Genomic DNA, 16,350 nt, shown 5'->3' on the forward strand with positions numbered 1-16,350 from the left:
CTCAGTAGTAACCGCGCGGACGCAACGGTTCGACGCCGCCGACGCTGCTCATATAGTTGTTCCACTGCTGCACGAGACCGTCGATCACCGAGGGATTCTGCGTCGACACGTCCTGCGTTTCGCCGCGGTCGGCGCTCATGTCGAACAGTTGCCAATGACCGTCCACGGGACCGAGCGGCGGTTCCGTCCACAACGCTTTCCAGCGGCCGTCGGCGCTGCGCAGATAGCCGCGGCCGTACGCTTCGTCGCCGAACGACGCGGTGTGCACCGCGCTCGTGGCCTGATCGTTCAGCAATGGCAGCAGCGACTGTCCGGTCACCGGATACACGTAGCGAATGTTATAGACCACCTTGCCCTTGTTCTGATCGACGCCGGTCAGCGTATTGATGAGCGCCGGCGCGGCCTGCGTGGGCGGAGGAATCTGCGAGACGGCGAGGAACGTCGCGGTGTTGTCGGTCACGTGCGTGAAGTCACGCAGCGTCGGCTTCTGCGTGGTCTGACCCGGCAGATGGACGATCAACGGCGTGGATACGCCACCTTCGCCCGAATAGCCCTTGGTCAGACGGAACGGCGTGGCGCTCACTTCGGCCCAGCGCAAGCCGTACTGCAGACGTTGCGCGTTCTGCTTGCCGTTGTCGGTGCCGAGTGCCGAATAAACCGGGTCGGCGGCATTGGCGGTGTCAGTCGCGGTCGGGTCGGCGCCGGAGTCGATCGGCCAGCCTTCCGCGCCGTTATCCGACTGGAACATGATGAACGTGTTGTCGTACTCGCCGATATCCTTCAGATGCTGGATCAGCAGGCCGATGTTGTGGTCGAGGTTTTCGACCATGCCCGCGTAGATTTCCATGTAGCGCGCCTGGACCTTCTTCTCGGCGGGCGAGAGGCTCGCCCACGTCTTGTTCACCGTGCCCGGACCATAGTCGGTATAGCCTTGCGCCGCGCTATGCACGGCGCTCACGTACTTCGCGTTCACCGTGCCGTTGTTCGCGGTGGCCGCGGTCGCGGCGAGCGTTTCCGACGCGCCGCCGTACGGCACGAAGTCGTTCGGGATGATGCCGAGCGCCTTTTGCCGCGCAATGCGCGCGTTGCGGATCGCGTCGTAACCGGCGTCGTATTTGCCGGCGTAGTTATGCAGATAAGGCTCGGGTACTTGCAGCGGCCAATGCGGCGACGTGTAGGCCGCATAGGCGAAGAACGGCTTGCCATCGCCTTTGTTCGAGTCGATGTACGAGATCAGGCGCTGCGTGTAGAAGTCGGTCGAATAGAACACCGCTGGGCTGCCGCCCGCGCCGCCCGGTTGTCCCGGCTGGCCGGGCTGCACGTATTTGCCGTCTTCGGTGTAGTTCTGCGAGTTCGCCGGTTCGTGCGCGAAGTGATTGGTCGCGGCGCCGCCGAGCAATGCATAGCTGTGTTCGAAGCCCCATTGGTCGGGCGTCTGCCCACCGCCCGTCGTGCTGCCGACAATGCCCGAGCCGATATGCCATTTGCCGGCCATATACGTGTGATAACCGCCGTCCTTCAGCAGCTGCGCAACGGAGAGCGCGCGGTCGTTCAGATAGCCCTCGTAACCCGGCAGGCCTTTGCGCTCATCGGTCGGCACACCCATGGTGCCTTCGCCGACCAGATGGTGGTCGGTGCCGGAAATCAGCATGGAACGCGTGATCGCGCAGACGGTGCCCGTGTGGTGATTCGTCAGGATGCGGCCCGATTGCACTAGCGCGTCGAGGTTGGGCGTGTTGATCTCGCCGCCGAACGCGTGGATGTCGGAATAGCCGAGGTCGTCAGCCATGATGTACAGAATGTTCGGGCGTTTCTGCGCGACTACGGGTGCGGGCGTCGGGCTGGGCAAATTGTCGTCGCCGCACGACGCGAGTGCGACGAGGCTGGCAACGGCGGCGCCGATCATGCCAAGGCGAAGAGAAGGGCGCTGCGATCGTTGTGTTGTCATTGTTGTCGTGACCGGATATGTCGGGTCGCCGATGGTAGCAATGACGTCGAAACGCCCAAAGTTCGATTTCTGCGTTGCTATGTTCGATCGCCGATATAGGCGTTGCAGCGTGATACCGGATATCACGCGCGCGCTGCATTCGCTCGTCGGCCTGTGTGGCTAGTTGCCTGGATCGAGTACCGGCTTGTCCGGATTCGCAAGCGTTTTGTAGGGGAGCTGTGCGGCATGCGGATTGGTGGTCGTGTCGTCGATCACACGCTCGACGTCCGCGGTTTTCGCGAGTTCGGTGAGGAAGGCCTTCTTGTCGAAACCTGGCGCAACGCAACCTTCGACATAGATGAAGCGGCGTTGCAGCGTCAGCCAGAGCGTCGACTGTTCGCGCCAGTGCGTGGCGAAGTTGATGTTGGTGAGGCGTCGCTGCAGGGCGTCGGCGATTTCCACGTCGTACAGATAAGCGTTCGACAAACGGCAGCGGCCTTCCACCCAGCAGCTATTGCCGCGCTCGATCCGGTAATGGCTGTCGTCGAGCCATTCCTGCTCGGTTTCGAGCGGGCCCAAAGGCACCGGACAGTCGCCGATTGCTTTGGAGATCTGAAAGAACGGATCGTGGCCGCGATTGACGCGCGCCGGTTCGGCATGCGCGTGAGTGGCGGCGCAACAGATCAGCAGACTCGCTAGCCGCAATGGGATCGAGCGTTTCATCCTCATCAGCTCCAGGTGTCGGGCGTTGAGTAGATCAGACGGAACGACGGCAGTGGTTTGAGTGGATGCTGTGCTAATTATGCTGCGATCGCGCACTCGCGTCAGTCAGGTTTTTACCGGCTCGTGCGACGATTCTCGACTGCGAACTTGATCAACTCGGCCTGACCTTCAATATCGAGCTTGCGTTTCAGATTCAGCCGATGCGTTTCCACCGTACGCACGGAGAGATCGTTGCGCTGAGCGATCTGCTTGCTGGACAGGCCTTCCGCGAGCGCGTCGAGAATGTCGCGTTCACGCGGCGTGAGCCGCTCGACGGGCGACTGCGTTGCCGAAGCCTGAATCAGACGTGCGCCCAGTCCCGCGCTGAAAAACTGTTTACCTTCGAGCACCGCGCCGATCGCCTGGATGATTTCGGTGGCGGGCGAATCTTTGAGCACGTAACCGCTCGCGCCCGCGCGCACCGCCTGGGTCACGTACTCGAGATTGTCGTGCATCGACAGCATGAGCACGCGAATCGCCGGGAAGCGTTCATGAAACATGCCGGCCAGTGCGATGCCGTTCATCCCGTTCATGCCGACATCCATCAGTACGAGGTGGGGCTCCTCACTCGCGGCGAGGGCGAGCGCTTCCTGCGCATTGCCCGCTTCGCCGACCACTTCGAGGTTGCGCACCGCTTCGAGCCGTGCGCGCAAACCGTCGCGCACGAGCGGATGATCGTCGACGAGAATCAGACGGGCGATAGCGGGTGAGGCGTCGTTCATGGTCAGGTTTCCTGCAAGGCCGGCAATGTCGGCTCGGTCGATCCGAGCGGCACGCGTGCGGTGACGAGAGTGTGGCCGGCCTGTGAACTGAGCGACAGCGTGCCGCCCAGCGCTTCGAGCCGTTCGCGCATATTGCGCAGACCCACGCCCGAGCGCCGGCCGACGAACGCATGCGCCACGTCGAAGCCGCGTCCGTTGTCCGCGATGTTCAGCGTGACGGCGTCGTTCGATACTTCCAGCGCGAGCGCCGCGCTCGACGCCTGCGCGTGGCGCACAATATTCGTCAGCGCTTCCTGCGCGATCCGGAACAACACGGTGTTGACCGCGTCGGGCAAAGCCGCCGCGTGAGTGTGGGCAATCTGCGTGAAGCCGATCTCGATGCCCGACTGCTCGCTGAGTTCGCGGGAGAGTTGCTCCAGCGCAGCCGCCACACCGAGATCGTCGAGCATCGACGGACGCAGCGCATGGGAAATGCGCCGCACTTCGCGCAAGGTGTCGCCAAGCCGGGTGAGGCTGGTGGTGAGCGCGGCCTCTGCCGGGGGCACGCGCACTTCGCTGCGCTCGAAGCGCGCCAGCGCGGATTCGAGCAGCAGCTTCACGGAGACCATCATCTGGCTGATGCCGTCGTGCAGTTCACGCGACAGGCGCGCCCGTTCGTTTTCCTGCGACTCCACCACCTGCTGAGCAAGCCGCTTCAGTTTGGCGTCCGCACTGCGATATTCGGTGACGTTGAGCACGAGCGCGCATAGCGCGATCACAGCGAGTCCGGCCACGGCGATCGCGTCGATCCATTTCATCGTACGATCGATGTTGGCGGCCGCGCCCTCGTCGATATGCGCGAGCGTGCTGTCCACGTCGTCGAGATAGATGCCGGTGCCGATCATCCAGCCCCAGCGCTCCAGCGGCACCACATAGCCGAGTTTCGAAGCCACCTTGCCCGTCGACGGACGATGCCACAGGTAGCGCACATAGCCGCCGCCGCGCGAGGCCGCGGCGAGCAGTTGCTGGATCGTCAGCGTGCCTTCGCGGTCGCGCATTTCCCACAGGTCGCGCCCCACGAGGTCGGGCTCGCGCGGATGCATCAACGAACGGCCGTGCATGTCGTAGACAAAGAAATAGCCGTCCTTGCCGAAGTCCATTTTTTCCAGCACGTCGAGCGCGCGCATGCGCAGCATCGAGTCGTCGCGCGCATTGTCCTGGCCAGCGTTATAGAGCGGCGCGATCGCGGTAGTGGCGAGTTCGACGTAATGCTTGAGCTCGATCTCCTTGCTGGCCATATACGCGGCCTGCGTGGTCGCGTGCTGCGTCTCGGCGAGCGCCGTGGCTTCCTGGCGCACACCGATTTCGATGCTCGCGATGGCGGCCAGAAAGGGCACGATCGCCAGCAGGACAATCTTGGCTTTGAGTTTCATCGTTGAAAAGACGGCCGGCCGGCTACGTAGTATTACGTAGCCGGCTTACGTAGTTGCGCGCTTGTGAGGACGCTCACGAAGGCGAATACTACATCCCCGCGGCGTAGTGCGCCTTGAGGGCGTTTGCGCGGCGCGAGGAGCGCATTCCGGTTTCGCCGACTAATATCACGAAACCGGTTTCCGCGTGCCGGGCCACAAGCCCTGGCGCGCGGTGTCGATAATAGACTTAGGAGATGATTGTGGAGACCTCCCACCCTGCCGGCCGTTCATGGCTATGGCTGATCCTGCTGATCCCGTACATCGCATTGCTGTGGCTGCCGTTCTATAACGACACGCGTCCGTCGTTCGCCGGCTTTCCGTTCTTCTACTGGTATCAGTTCTTGTGGGTGCCGTTGACCTCGTTACTGATTTACGTCGTGTACCGAGGTGTCAAATGAGCGATACGAATCCTGTGAATCCGGTTGCGATGACCGTCTTTATCGCATTCTTCGTTCTCGTTACCGTGATCGGCTTCTTTGCCGCGCGCTGGAAACGGGGCGACCTGACGCAATTGCACGAGTGGGGTCTCGGCGGCCGCCAGTTCGGCACGGTCATTTCGTGGTTCCTAGTGGGCGGCGACTTCTATACCGCTTATACGGTGATCGCGGTGCCCGCGCTGGTCTATTCGGTGGGTGCGTATGGCTTCTTTGCGTTGCCGTACACGATCATCGTCTATCCGTTCGTGTTCGCGGTGATGCCGAAACTGTGGAAGGTCGCTCAGGCGAAAAACCATATCACGGCAGCGGACTACGTGCAGGGCGAATACGGCGGCAAGTGGTTCCCGGCAGCCGTCGCGATCACCGGCATTGTCGCGACCATGCCGTATATCGCGCTGCAGCTGGTGGGCATGCAGGTCGTGATCAAGGGGCTCGGCGTGACCGGCGAAATGCCGCTGATCGTCGCCTTCGTGATTCTCGCGCTGTACACGTATGCGAGCGGCCTGCGCGCGCCGGCGATGATCGCGTTCGTCAAGGACATCATGATCTACATCGTCGTGATCGCGGCGGTGTGGCTGATTCCGGCCAAGCTCGGCGGCTACGCGCATGTGTTCGACGCGGCCGATACGTATTTCAAGGCCAAGGGCGGCGCGACCGGCATCATTCTGAAGCCGACGCAATTCACCGCGTATGCGTCGCTGGCTTTGGGCTCGGCGCTGGCGGCGTTCATGTATCCGCATACGATGACGGCGGTGCTGTCGTCTTCGTCGGCGAATACGGTGCGCAAGAATGCGATCTTCCTGCCGGCGTACACGCTGCTGCTGGGTCTGATCGCGTTGCTCGGCTATATGGCGATTGCGGCCGGCGTGCATGTGAAGTCGGCTTCGGACATGGTGCCGGCGTTGTTCAACACGCTGTTCCCGTCGTGGTTCGTCGGCTTCGCGGCGGCGGCGATTGCGATCAGCGCGCTGGTGCCGGCGGCGATCATGTCGATTGGCGCGGCCAATCTGTTCACGCGCAACCTGTGGCGTCCGCTCGTTTCGCCGAATATCTCGCCTGAAGGCGAGGCTTCCACGGCGAAGATCGTCTCCCTCGTCGTGAAGTTCGGTGCGCTGCTGTTCATCGTGTTTTTGCCGACGCAATACGCGATCGACCTGCAACTGCTGGGCGGCGTGTGGATTCTGCAGATCTTCCCGGCGATCGTGTTCTCGTTGTACACGCGTCGTTTGAACACGCCGGGTCTGTTCCTCGGCTGGCTGGCCGGGATCGTGCTCGGAACCGGGCTGGCGATTTCGCAAGGCCTCAAGCCGGTGTTCGCCCTGCATCTCGGCGATGCGGTCTATCCGGTGTATATCGGCCTGATCGCGCTGGCGGTCAATATCGTCGTGAGCTTCGCCGTGTCGGTTCTGTCGCCGCGTAGAGTGGTGGCCGCGGCCTAAGCAATCGATGTCGAGATAAAGGAACGCCGCGGAGCTTGTTTGTCCGCGGCGTTTTTTTATTGTGGCTCGGAGCGCGACCCGCGCCGTTAGAACCGTTCCACGCTGAACGGCCGCGGGTCCACCACGGTTTCCTCGCCGGTCATCATCTCGGCGATCAGACGTCCGGTTATCGGACCCAAGGTCAGCCCGTGATGTGCGTGGCCGAACGCGAACCACAAGCCCGCGTGTTTTTTCGCGGCGCCGATGATCGGCATCATGTCCGATGTACAAGGACGTCGGCCCATCCAGGGTTCGTCGTCGAGACGCTTGCCCAAGGGAAACAGCGTGCGGGCAACCGGCTCGACCGCCGCGAGTTGCGCCGGCGTCTTGGGCGCATCGAGGTCCGCGATTTCCGCACCGGTGGTCAAGCGGATGCCGCGCGCCATCGGCGCCAGCACGTAGCCGCCTTCCGCGTCGAGCACCGGATGATTCAGACGGGCTGTCCCCTGCGGCTCGTAGTGCATGTGATATCCGCGTTTGACGGCGAGGGGCAAGCGGTAACCCAATCGCGTACTCGCGCGATCCGACCACGGCCCCAACGCCACGACCGCGGACGAAGCCGAGATCGTTCCCGCTTCCGTATCGACCTGCCAGGCATCGCGAAGCGTGTCCGCATCGCCGATAAAAAACCGTCCGCCGAGCGCTTCGAAGTATCTGGCGTAAGCGGTGACGAGCGCGTTCGGGTCGCTCACGGAATCGGATGCCGGATAACGCAGGCCGCCCAGTAGCGTCTTGTCGAGATCGGGCTCCATCTGTTGCAGACGGGCGGCGTCGAGCGCTTCGAACTCGACCTCGTATTCGCGATGCCACTGTTCGGCGAGCCGCAATTCCGCGTCGCGAGCCGCTGCGGTGCGAAACACTTTCATCCAGCCGATCGGGCGTAAAAGCGCGCTTGCGCCGGCATCGACGGCGAGCGCCCGGTGCTCGCTCACGCAATGCTCGATCAGCGTCGCGTACGACTTCGCAATGGCGGCGTGCCGCGCCGGATGTGAGTTGCGCCAGTACTGCCACAGAAACGGCGCTGTCTTGAGGATGGCGTCGGCATGATAGCGAACGTCCGCCGACTGGTTGCGCGCATAGCGCAGCAACGTGTCGAGTCCCCGAGGAAACGCGTAGGGATAGACGCCTTCACGCTGAATCAGTCCGGCATTGCCGAACGAGGTCTCGTTGCCGGGCAGCTTGCGATCGACCAGCGCGACCTGGCGGCCGCGTTTCTGCAAATGCACGGCGACGCATACGCCGACAATGCCTGCCCCGAGCACAACAGTATCGAATTTCATTCTGCTTATAGGCCTCGCTTGAAGTCGCTTTGTTCGAAGAGTTCCGCGATCCAGTCGACGAACGTTCGGGTCGCGCCGCTTGCGTTTCGGCCGTGCGGATAGACGATCGAAACAGGCACAGCCGACGATCGCGCACTGGCGAGTACTTGTTTCAGACGCCCTGATTTCAGATACGGCAGCGCGACGAATTCCGAGAGCTGGATCAGTCCCAATCCTTCCAGGCCGCATTGCAGATAGGCCTCTGTCTCGTTGACCGAGAAGCGGCTCGGCATGGTCATCGCGAGATCTTCGCCTTGTACGTGGAAGCGCCAGTCGAGCGGCCTCCCTGTCGCGTTCGAGATGTAATTGATCGCACGGTGATCGTTGAGCGCGCTCACGCTGTCGGGCTCGCCATATTCTTTCAAATATCGCGGCGATGCGCACGTGATCCAGCTCAGTTCTCCGAGCCGCCGCGCAATCAGGCTCGAATCCGCCAGTGCGCCGGTGCGGATCACGCAATCGATGCCGTCGTAGATCAGGTCCGCGGGCCGGTCGCTCAGACCGAGCACGAGTTCGATGCCGGGAAAGCGCTGCTCGAATTCGCGCAGCCGCGGCAACACCATCGCGCGCCCGATCACGCCCGGCATGTCCGCGCGGACACGTCCACGCGGAGTCGCCGCGTCGGCGGACAACTCGCTTTCCACGCGCGCGATCTCCGCGAGAATCGCCCGGCAGGACGTGTAGTACCGCTCGCCCGCATCGGTCAGGCTGAGCGTGCGGGTACTGCGCCGGAGCAGGGCGGCGCCCAGCTCGTGCTCCAGATTCTTGATCATCGTCGTCACCGACGAACGAGGCAGCGAAAGCGTCTCCGCGGCCTTGCTGAAGCTCTGAGCCTCGACGATGCGCATGAAGGTCGTCATCGCTTGAAGTTTGTCCATGAGCGGGGCACCTGTCCGGGTTCGCACTGCGCCGTCCACAGGCGCGTTGCAGCGGGCGTTCATCTTACATGGAGTCGTTCGCTTATCCGACTTGAGCCGGCTGGTTCGAGGCGGGCGCTTTCTCAATTCCGTGAGGGCGAACAATGGCGGCGATTGCGCACCTAGACTCCAATTCGTCCGGCTGACTTCTGCCTGAAGCTACACCGCAGCAGCGTGTTACCGGTGACGGCGGATCGCACGAGCGAACGCCACTCGATCCATTCCCGAACTTCGAAAAGGTCTCACACATGTCGCACACTCAATCCATTCTCGTGCTCGGCGCCGGTGAACTCGGCATGGCCGTATTGCGCAGTCTCGCGCGGCGCGCCGCGTCGACGCCGGGCGTCTCGCTCGCGGTTCTCCTGCGACCGTCCACCCTGCAATCGAGCGATGCCGCCAGGCAGAAGGAAATCGCCGAATTGCGCGCGCTCGCCATCGAACTCGTGCCGGGCGATCTGGCCGCGCAGTCCGAGGCCTCGCTTGCGGCGCTGTTTCGGCGCTTCGACACGGTCGTGTCCTGCACCGGGTTTGTCGGCGGCAAAGGCGTGCAGTTGAAGATTGCCCGTGCCGTGCTCGCGGCTGATGTCGCGCGTTATTTCCCGTGGCAGTTCGGCGTGGACTACGACGTGATCGGCCGGGGCAGCGCGCAGGACCTGTTCGATGAACAACTCGACGTGCGCGACCTGCTGCGCGCGCAAGGCCGCACCGAATGGGTGATCGTGTCGACCGGCATGTTCACGAGTTTTCTGTTCGAGCCGTCCTTCGGCGTGGTGGATCTGGAGCAGAACACGGTGCACGCGCTCGGCAGTTGGGACAACGCGGTGACGGTCACCACGGCCGACGACATCGGCAGACTGACCGTGGAGATCATGTTCGCCGAGCCGCGCATCGCGGATGAGGTCGTGTTCGTCGCCGGGGATACGGTGACTTATCGGCAAGTGGCGGAGGCCGTCGACGCGATGCTCGGGCGCAAGGTTCGCCGCGTCGAATGGAGCGTGCCGCAATTGCAAAGCGAACTGGCCGAGAAGCCCGACAGTTCGATCAGGAAGTACCGCGTGGTGTTTGCGGAAGGTGAGGGCGTGGCATGGGATATGGATCGCACGTTCAACGCGCAGCGCGGCATGGCGGTTTGCAGCATGGCGCAGTGGATGCGCGAAAACCTTCTGATGAGCGAGGCCGTGTCGCTTCAGTGATCGCGCAATCGGGCGGAGCGGCGAGCCGGAGCGGAAGGTCGAAGCGGAAGGCCCAAGAAGGCCAAAGCAGCAGGCGAATCATCAAGCCGGAACGCCCCGCCGAGCACGGCTCCGCTCAAGTAAAATGCGCCTCGCGCACGGTCCGCGGATCGACTTGCGGCCGCCCAGGCGCCGACAGCGTGTAAACTGGCGACTTTTTTGTCTCCGGTGGTATGTTGCAAGCCCCCCAGCGCACCGCCCTCAGCGGCCCGGCGCTCATTCGCTTACTGGCACGCCTCGCGGATGTCGATGTCCCCGAATCCAGGCAATCGCTCTCGGACCGGCTCAGCCAATGGCTCGGCTGGACCGACGCCATTGCGCTGTCCTCGGCACTGAGCGGCAATCCGCCGGCCGTCGCCGCCGGCGCGCGAAGCTTCGGCAGCGCCGAAGAGTCGGAGTACGTGCGCGCGCGCAGTTCGCTCGCGAAGACCATCACGGGCGATAGCGTGTTCGCAGCCGACAGGCGGCGTGGTCCCGCGCATGCGTCCGCACATGCGGCGTCGCAGAATGCGCCCGCGGAGCCGGCGGCCGATTACGCGGTTTTCCGTCAACGCTACCTCTCCATCCAGCAGTCGATGGAAATGGCGATCGGCAATCTGCGCGGCCGCCTGCGGAACATGCTGGCCGCCAGAACGCCCGCCATGGCGCGGCTCGCCGTGGTGGATGCGGTGATGGAGCGCGCGCTGAGCGAGCGCGAGCGCAATCTGCTGGCTGCCGTGCCCGTGCTGCTGGCCGGGCACTTCGAGCGCTTGCGCGCGGCCGAGCAGGCGACGCTGGCCGCCGCCGAGGCCGGCGAGTCCGCCGAATCTGCCGAATCCGCGGACGACGCCGGAAGCAATGTGGCAAGCAGCGCCGCAAGCAACCCAGCGGCGCCCACGCCCGGCGCATGGCTGAATGTGTTCCGCAAGGACATGCAAAGCGTGTTGCTTGCCGAACTGGATGTTCGTTTACAACCGGTCGAAGGGTTGCTCGCCGCCCTTCGCGCCAGCTAACTGGGACACTATGTCCAGATATCGTATTGATCTCGTTGTGTTTTTGGCCGGTCTGGCCGCTGTGTGCTGGATCGCCGCCGGCTACCTCGGTTCGAACCCGCTGGCGCTGGCCGTCACGTTATTGATCGGCGTGTGCTACCTGGCGGGCGCGCTCGAATTGCACCGCTACAACCAGGCCACCGCCACGCTCGCGCACGCGGTCGCCGGGCTGTCCGGGCCGCCGCCGAATCTCGGCGCATGGCTCGAGCCCTTGCATCCGAGCTTGCGCAACGCGGCGCGCCTGCGCATCGAGGGCGAGCGGGTGGCCTTGCCGGGTCCGGCGCTGACGCCTTACCTGGTCGGCTTGCTGGTGCTGCTCGGCATGCTCGGCACGCTGCTCGGCATGGTGGTGACCTTGCGCGGCACCGGCATGGCGCTGGAAAGCGCGACCGACCTGCAAGCGATCCGCGCTTCGCTCGCCGCGCCGGTCAAGGGCTTGGGCTTTGCGTTCGGCACCTCGATTGCGGGCGTGGCCACCTCCGCGATGCTGGGGTTGCTGTCCGCGCTGTGCCGTCGCGAGCGCCTGCAGGCAGCGCAGATGCTCGACGTGAAGATCGCGACGACCCTGCGCATCTACTCGCAGAGTCATCAGCGCGAAGAGGCGTTCAGGCTTTTGCAGCGTCAGACTGAAGTGATGCCCACGCTGGTCGACCGGCTGCAGACGATGATGTCGGCCATCGAGCAACAAAGCCTCGCGTTGAATGAGCGGCAGATCGCCAGCCAGGAGGCTTTCCACGTCAGGGCCGAGGCCGCTTATACGCGCCTCGCCAGTTCGGTCGAGCAGTCGTTGAAGGAGAGCGTGGCGGACAGCACGCGCGCCGCCGGCGCGGCGCTGCAGCCGGTCATGGAAGCCACGATGGCCGGCCTCGCGCGCGAGACGACGGCCTTGCACGACACCGTCACGCACGCTGTGCAACGGCAACTGGACGGCCTGACGAACGGCTTCGAGATGAGCACGACGACCGTCGCGGATATCTGGAACAAGGCATTGTCGGGACATCAACGTTCGAGCGAGGAACTGGCGCAGCATCTGCGCGCCTCGCTGGATCGCTTCACCGACACTTTCGAGCAACGCTCGGCCGGTCTGCTGGATGGCGTGTCCGCGCGGCTGGAAAGCACGGCGGGAAATGTCTCGCAGGCGTGGAACGAGGCGCTGTCGCGTCAGGAGAGCGTCGGCGAGAAGCTTGCGGCGAGCAACCAGCAGGCATGGGCGGCAGCCGCTGCGACTTTCGAGCGGCACGCGGCGTCCCTGCTGCGTGGCGTGGGGCAGTCGCACGCGGATTTGCAGACCGAGCTGGCTTCGAAGGATGAACAGCGGCTCGCGGTGTGGACCGAGACGCTCGGCGCGATGGCCGCGACCTTGAGCAAGGAATGGGAGCAGTCGGGCACGCAAACCGCGAGCCGTCAGCAGGAAATCTGCGAGACGCTGGCGCAAACGGCGCGTGATATTTCGGCTCAAACGCAGGCACACGCCAGCAAGACGATTGCCGAAATCGACCGGCTGGTCGAGGCCGCGGCGGAAGCACCGAAGGCCGCGGCGAATCTGCAGGCCGAATTGGCCTCGCGGGACCAGCAACGGTTGGCAGCCTGGACCGAGACGCTCGGCGCGATGGCGGCGACCTTGAGCAAGGAATGGGAGCAGTCGGGCGCGCGCACTGCGAGCCGTCAGCAGGAAATCTGCGAGACGCTGGCGCAAACCGCTCGCGACATATCGGCTCAAACGCAAGCCCACGCTAGCAACACGATTGCTGAAATCGACCGGCTCGTGCAGGCCGCGGCGGAAGCGCCGAAGGCTGCTGCGAACCTCCAGGCCGAATTGGCCTCGCGGGACCAGCAACGTCTGGCAGCCTGGACCGAAGCGCTCGGCACGATGGCCACGACGCTGAGCCAGGAGTGGGAACAAGCGGGCGCACGCACCGCGAGCCGTCAGCAGGAAATCTGCGAGACGCTGGCGCAAACCGCGCGCGACATCTCGGCCCAGACGCAGGCCCACGCCAGCGACACGATCGCCGAGATCGGCCAACTCGTGCAAGCCGCCTCGGAAGCGCCGAAGGCCGCGGCCGAAGTCGTCGCCGAACTGCGCCAGAAGCTCTCCGACAGCATGGTCCGCGACACCGCGATGCTGCAGGAGCGCGCTCGCTTGCTGGAAACGCTGGAAACCCTGCTCGACGCCGTCAATCACGCGTCCACCGAGCAGCGCACGGCGGTCGACGCGCTCGTCGCCACGTCGGCGGATTTGCTGGAGCGCGTCGGCACGCGCTTCACCGACAGGATCGAACTCGAAACCGGCAAGCTAGGCGCGGTTGCCGCGCAAGTCACTGGCAGCGCCGTCGAAGTGGCAAGTCTCGGCGAAGCGTTCGGCACCGCCGTGCAAGTGTTCGGCGAGTCGAACGACAAGCTGGTGACGCACCTGCAACGTATCGAAAGCGCGCTCGACAAATCCCTTGCGCGCAGCGACGAACAGCTTGCGTACTACGTGGCGCAGGCGCGGGAAGTCATCGACCTGAGCGTGATGTCGCAGAAGCAGATCGTCGAAGACCTGCAGCGGCTCGCCGGCCGGCGCGCATCGGCGGGAGCTGAAGCGGCATGAGCGAGGACATCGACGGCGGCGTGGAGCAGGTCGCGCCGATCTGGCCGGTTTTTGGCGACCTGATGTCGGTGCTGCTGGGCGCCTTCGTGCTCATCCTCGTGGGCGTGATCGGCGTGCAACTGGAGCTTTCGAGCAAGCTGGAGCAGGAGGTCAAGCAGCGTCAACTGGAAACGCAGCGCCGCAAGACCCTTGAGCAGGCGCTCGCGGGTCCGCTCGCCGCCGGGCGCGTGACGCTGGTGAACGGGCGCATCGGCATCAGCGGCAATGTGCTGTTTGCGCTGAACTCGGATCAGTTGCAGCCGCAAGGCCGGGATCTGCTGAAGAGTCTGGCCGGGCCGCTGTCCGCGTATCTCGGCGCCAATGACGAAATCCTGATGGTGAGCGGCTTTACCGACGACCAGCGGTTGCGCGAAGGCAATCGCCGTTTCGCCGACAATTGGGAACTGTCGGCGCAGCGCGCGCTGACGGTGACGCGCGCGCTGATCGACGACGGCGTGCCCGCGTCGTCGTTGTTCGCGGCGGCGTTCGGCTCCGGGCAACCAGCGAGCTCGAATACGGATGAGCAGGGACGCGCCAAAAACCGTCGTGTGGAAATCGCGCCGGTGCCGAGGCCGTCGATTGCAACGGTGAAGCCACGTGATTAACGGCGGCGACAGCGATCCGGCAAGCGGAGCCCGTGCGACGCTCGACGCGTGGCGCGAGCGCGGCGCGGATCGCCTGGATCCTGTGCGCTTCCATTTCATCGATGCGTTCGAGCGGCGCGCGGCCGCCCACGGCGGCGAAACACGACGGATTTTGGACGAGCGGCTGTCGGGTCTGCTGGACGCGTATGCCGCGCAAATCGAACGCGCGGCCTCTTCGGCTAACGACGCAGCTGCTCACGGCGCGGGCGAATCCGCGGATGCAACGCTGAAAGGCCTCGTCGATTACATCGCGAGTCAGGATCATGTGCCTGTGGCGAGCGGATTGCCGCACTCCGCTTCGTATCCCGAACTGCCCGCGCTGGATTATTTCAGGGAAGTCTGGTCGAAAGTCCGTACCGAGAAGCAGATGCGGCAGTCGCTGGAACAGGTGCCTGGAAACGCCGGCCCGCTCAACTCGAGCAGCCTCGTGCACCGGGCGCTCTCACTCATGCGCGAAGTTTCACCGGGCTACCTCAAGCAGTTTCTGTCCTACGTCGACGCCTTGTCGTGGATGGAGCAGATGAATGGTGGCGCCGCGCCCACCGGTAAAGACGCGCCTCGCGGCGGCAACGCCGGCAAGAGCGCTCGCGGCAAAGCACGCTAGTGCGATATGCGCCGGAATGTTCCCGGCGCTTCTTCCCTCACGGCTGACGACGCTCAGTCGAAATCGAACACGTCGAAAATCGAGCGCTTTTTCTTCTGCGTCCGATAGTCCGTTCGACGGTCGTCGTATCCACGCTGGTGGTTATCGTACGAATGCTCCCGCTCCCGGTAGCCGTCGCGGCTTGCACCACGCGGCGCGGGCGGTGCGTCGGCACTTGCCGCGTCCTGCGCAATCAGCTTGTCGAGTTCCCCTCGATCGAGCCACACACCCCGGCAGTCCGGGCAGTAATCGACTTCGATCGAGCGACGCTCGGTCATCAGCAGGTCGGTGGTCTTGCAAACGGGGCATTTCATAGTGTCGCTCCTCAAGAGTAGAAAGACATCGAATGCTGGACCGGGCGAGCCGCCCGATCCGGAAACAAACCATCACACGGTATCGACCGTTGCCCGGTGCCGAGTGCGCTTCGATTTCGCGCGGCGCACCAGCATGTTCATCGCCTCGACGAAACCGGAGAACGCCATCGCCACGTAGATGTAGGCCTTCGGCACGTGTGAGCCAAAACCTTCCGCAATCAGCGTCATGCCGATCACGAGCAGAAAGCTGAGCGCGAGCGTGACGATGGTCGGATTGCGATCGATAAAGCGTGACAGCGGGCGTGCGGCGAACAGCATTGCCAGGACCGCGCTGATCACCGCGACGAACATGATCGGCATGTGTTCGGTCATGCCGACCGCGGTGATGATGCTGTCGACCGAGAACACCATATCGAGCACCAGGATCTGGCCGATCGCGGCCGCCACGGTCAACTGGACGGTGCTGCCCGTCTTGCTGCGTTCCTCTTCGGCATGGACCACGTGATGGTGAATTTCACGCGTCGCCTTCCAGACGAGGAACAGGCCACCGCCGAGCAGAATCAGATCGCGCCACGAAAACGCGTGGCCGAAGAGCGTAATGGCCGGCGCGGTCAACTGCGCGATCCACGCGACCGTGCCGAGCAGGCCGAGCCGCATCACGAGCGCGAGCATGATGCCGATGCGCTGCGTGCGAGCACGTTGCGCTTCCGGCAGCTTGTTGCTCAGGATCGAGATGAAGATCAGGTTGTCGATGCCGAGCACGATTTCCATCACGACCAGCGTGAGGAGCGCGGCCCATGCGGCGGGGTCGGCAACGAGTGTGAGCAGAGTGTCCATGGTGTCC

General features: G+C 64.0%; 15 protein-coding genes. 7 read left to right on the forward strand and 8 right to left on the reverse strand.

Annotated features, from left to right (window positions below):
• Position 1: 1 nt before the first annotated feature.
• From P0D96_RS05010 to P0D96_RS05025, 4 genes are all read right to left on the reverse strand, one after another.
• Complete coding sequence (locus P0D96_RS05010; protein WP_408312156.1) at positions 2-1,948, reverse strand: arylsulfatase; 1,947 nt, start codon at positions 1,946-1,948, stop codon at positions 2-4.
• 159 nt (positions 1,949-2,107) lie between these two features.
• Positions 2,108-2,650, reverse strand: a complete 543-nt coding sequence (locus tag P0D96_RS05015; protein WP_408312159.1) for a hypothetical protein — start codon at positions 2,648-2,650, stop codon at positions 2,108-2,110.
• Positions 2,651-2,763: 113 nt separating this feature from the next.
• Positions 2,764-3,411 carry a response regulator gene (locus P0D96_RS05020; protein ID WP_132377793.1) on the reverse strand — a complete coding sequence of 216 codons (648 nt, stop codon included), beginning with the start codon at positions 3,409-3,411 and terminating at the stop codon, positions 2,764-2,766.
• 2 nt (positions 3,412-3,413) lie between these two features.
• Positions 3,414-4,823, reverse strand: coding sequence for a cache domain-containing protein (locus P0D96_RS05025; protein WP_408175006.1), 1,410 nt, complete (start codon positions 4,821-4,823; stop codon positions 3,414-3,416).
• Between the two features lie 239 nt (positions 4,824-5,062).
• Here P0D96_RS05025 and P0D96_RS05030 point away from each other — a divergent pair, with 239 nt between their 5' ends.
• On the forward strand, positions 5,063-5,260 hold the full coding sequence (locus P0D96_RS05030) for a DUF3311 domain-containing protein (protein WP_132377789.1): 198 nt from the start codon (positions 5,063-5,065) through the stop codon (positions 5,258-5,260).
• Positions 5,257-6,738, forward strand: a complete 1,482-nt coding sequence (mctP, locus tag P0D96_RS05035) for a monocarboxylate uptake permease MctP (protein ID WP_132377787.1) — start codon at positions 5,257-5,259, stop codon at positions 6,736-6,738. Before P0D96_RS05030 ends, mctP begins: the two co-directional genes overlap by 4 nt.
• An 86-nt stretch (positions 6,739-6,824) precedes the next feature.
• On the opposite strand, the gene P0D96_RS05040 is transcribed toward mctP, so the two are convergent.
• Positions 6,825-8,057, reverse strand: a complete 1,233-nt coding sequence (locus tag P0D96_RS05040; RefSeq protein ID WP_408312163.1) for an NAD(P)/FAD-dependent oxidoreductase — start codon at positions 8,055-8,057, stop codon at positions 6,825-6,827.
• Positions 8,058-8,062: 5 nt separating this feature from the next.
• Positions 8,063-8,974 carry a LysR family transcriptional regulator gene (locus tag P0D96_RS05045; protein WP_408312166.1) on the reverse strand — a complete coding sequence of 304 codons (912 nt, stop codon included), beginning with the start codon at positions 8,972-8,974 and terminating at the stop codon, positions 8,063-8,065.
• A gap of 287 nt (positions 8,975-9,261) precedes the next feature.
• Between P0D96_RS05045 and P0D96_RS05050 the strand changes: the two genes are divergently transcribed.
• The 5 genes from P0D96_RS05050 (at position 9,262) to P0D96_RS05070 (ending at position 15,153) form a co-directional block, all read left to right on the forward strand.
• The gene (locus P0D96_RS05050) at positions 9,262-10,206 is read left to right on the forward strand and encodes an aromatic alcohol reductase (protein WP_408312169.1); all 945 of its coding nucleotides are present in this window, start codon (positions 9,262-9,264) and stop codon (positions 10,204-10,206) included.
• Between the two features lie 212 nt (positions 10,207-10,418).
• Positions 10,419-11,237: a DUF3348 domain-containing protein gene (locus tag P0D96_RS05055; RefSeq protein WP_408312172.1), complete on the forward strand. Its 819-nt coding sequence runs from the start codon at positions 10,419-10,421 to the stop codon at positions 11,235-11,237.
• A gap of 10 nt (positions 11,238-11,247) precedes the next feature.
• A complete protein-coding gene (locus P0D96_RS05060) occupies positions 11,248-13,866 on the forward strand; it encodes a DUF802 domain-containing protein (RefSeq protein WP_408281071.1) in 2,619 nt (872 codons plus the stop codon).
• Positions 13,863-14,510, forward strand: a complete 648-nt coding sequence (locus tag P0D96_RS05065; RefSeq protein ID WP_408174997.1) for an OmpA family protein — start codon at positions 13,863-13,865, stop codon at positions 14,508-14,510. Before P0D96_RS05060 ends, P0D96_RS05065 begins: the two co-directional genes overlap by 4 nt.
• Positions 14,503-15,153: a DUF2894 domain-containing protein gene (locus tag P0D96_RS05070; RefSeq protein ID WP_408281074.1), complete on the forward strand. Its 651-nt coding sequence runs from the start codon at positions 14,503-14,505 to the stop codon at positions 15,151-15,153. Before P0D96_RS05065 ends, P0D96_RS05070 begins: the two co-directional genes overlap by 8 nt.
• Before the next feature lie 53 nt (positions 15,154-15,206).
• On the opposite strand, the gene P0D96_RS05075 is transcribed toward P0D96_RS05070, so the two are convergent.
• Positions 15,207-15,506 (reverse strand): TFIIB-type zinc ribbon-containing protein, encoded by a 300-nt coding sequence (locus P0D96_RS05075; RefSeq protein WP_408174994.1) that lies wholly within the window; start codon positions 15,504-15,506, stop codon positions 15,207-15,209.
• A 72-nt stretch (positions 15,507-15,578) separates the two neighbouring features.
• Positions 15,579-16,343 carry a TerC family protein gene (locus P0D96_RS05080; protein WP_408312175.1) on the reverse strand — a complete coding sequence of 255 codons (765 nt, stop codon included), beginning with the start codon at positions 16,341-16,343 and terminating at the stop codon, positions 15,579-15,581.
• Positions 16,344-16,350 lie beyond the last annotated feature (7 nt).

It is taken from the genome of Paraburkholderia sp. RL17-347-BIC-D, assembly GCF_046027915.1.
Lineage (GTDB): Bacteria > Pseudomonadota > Gammaproteobacteria > Burkholderiales > Burkholderiaceae > Paraburkholderia.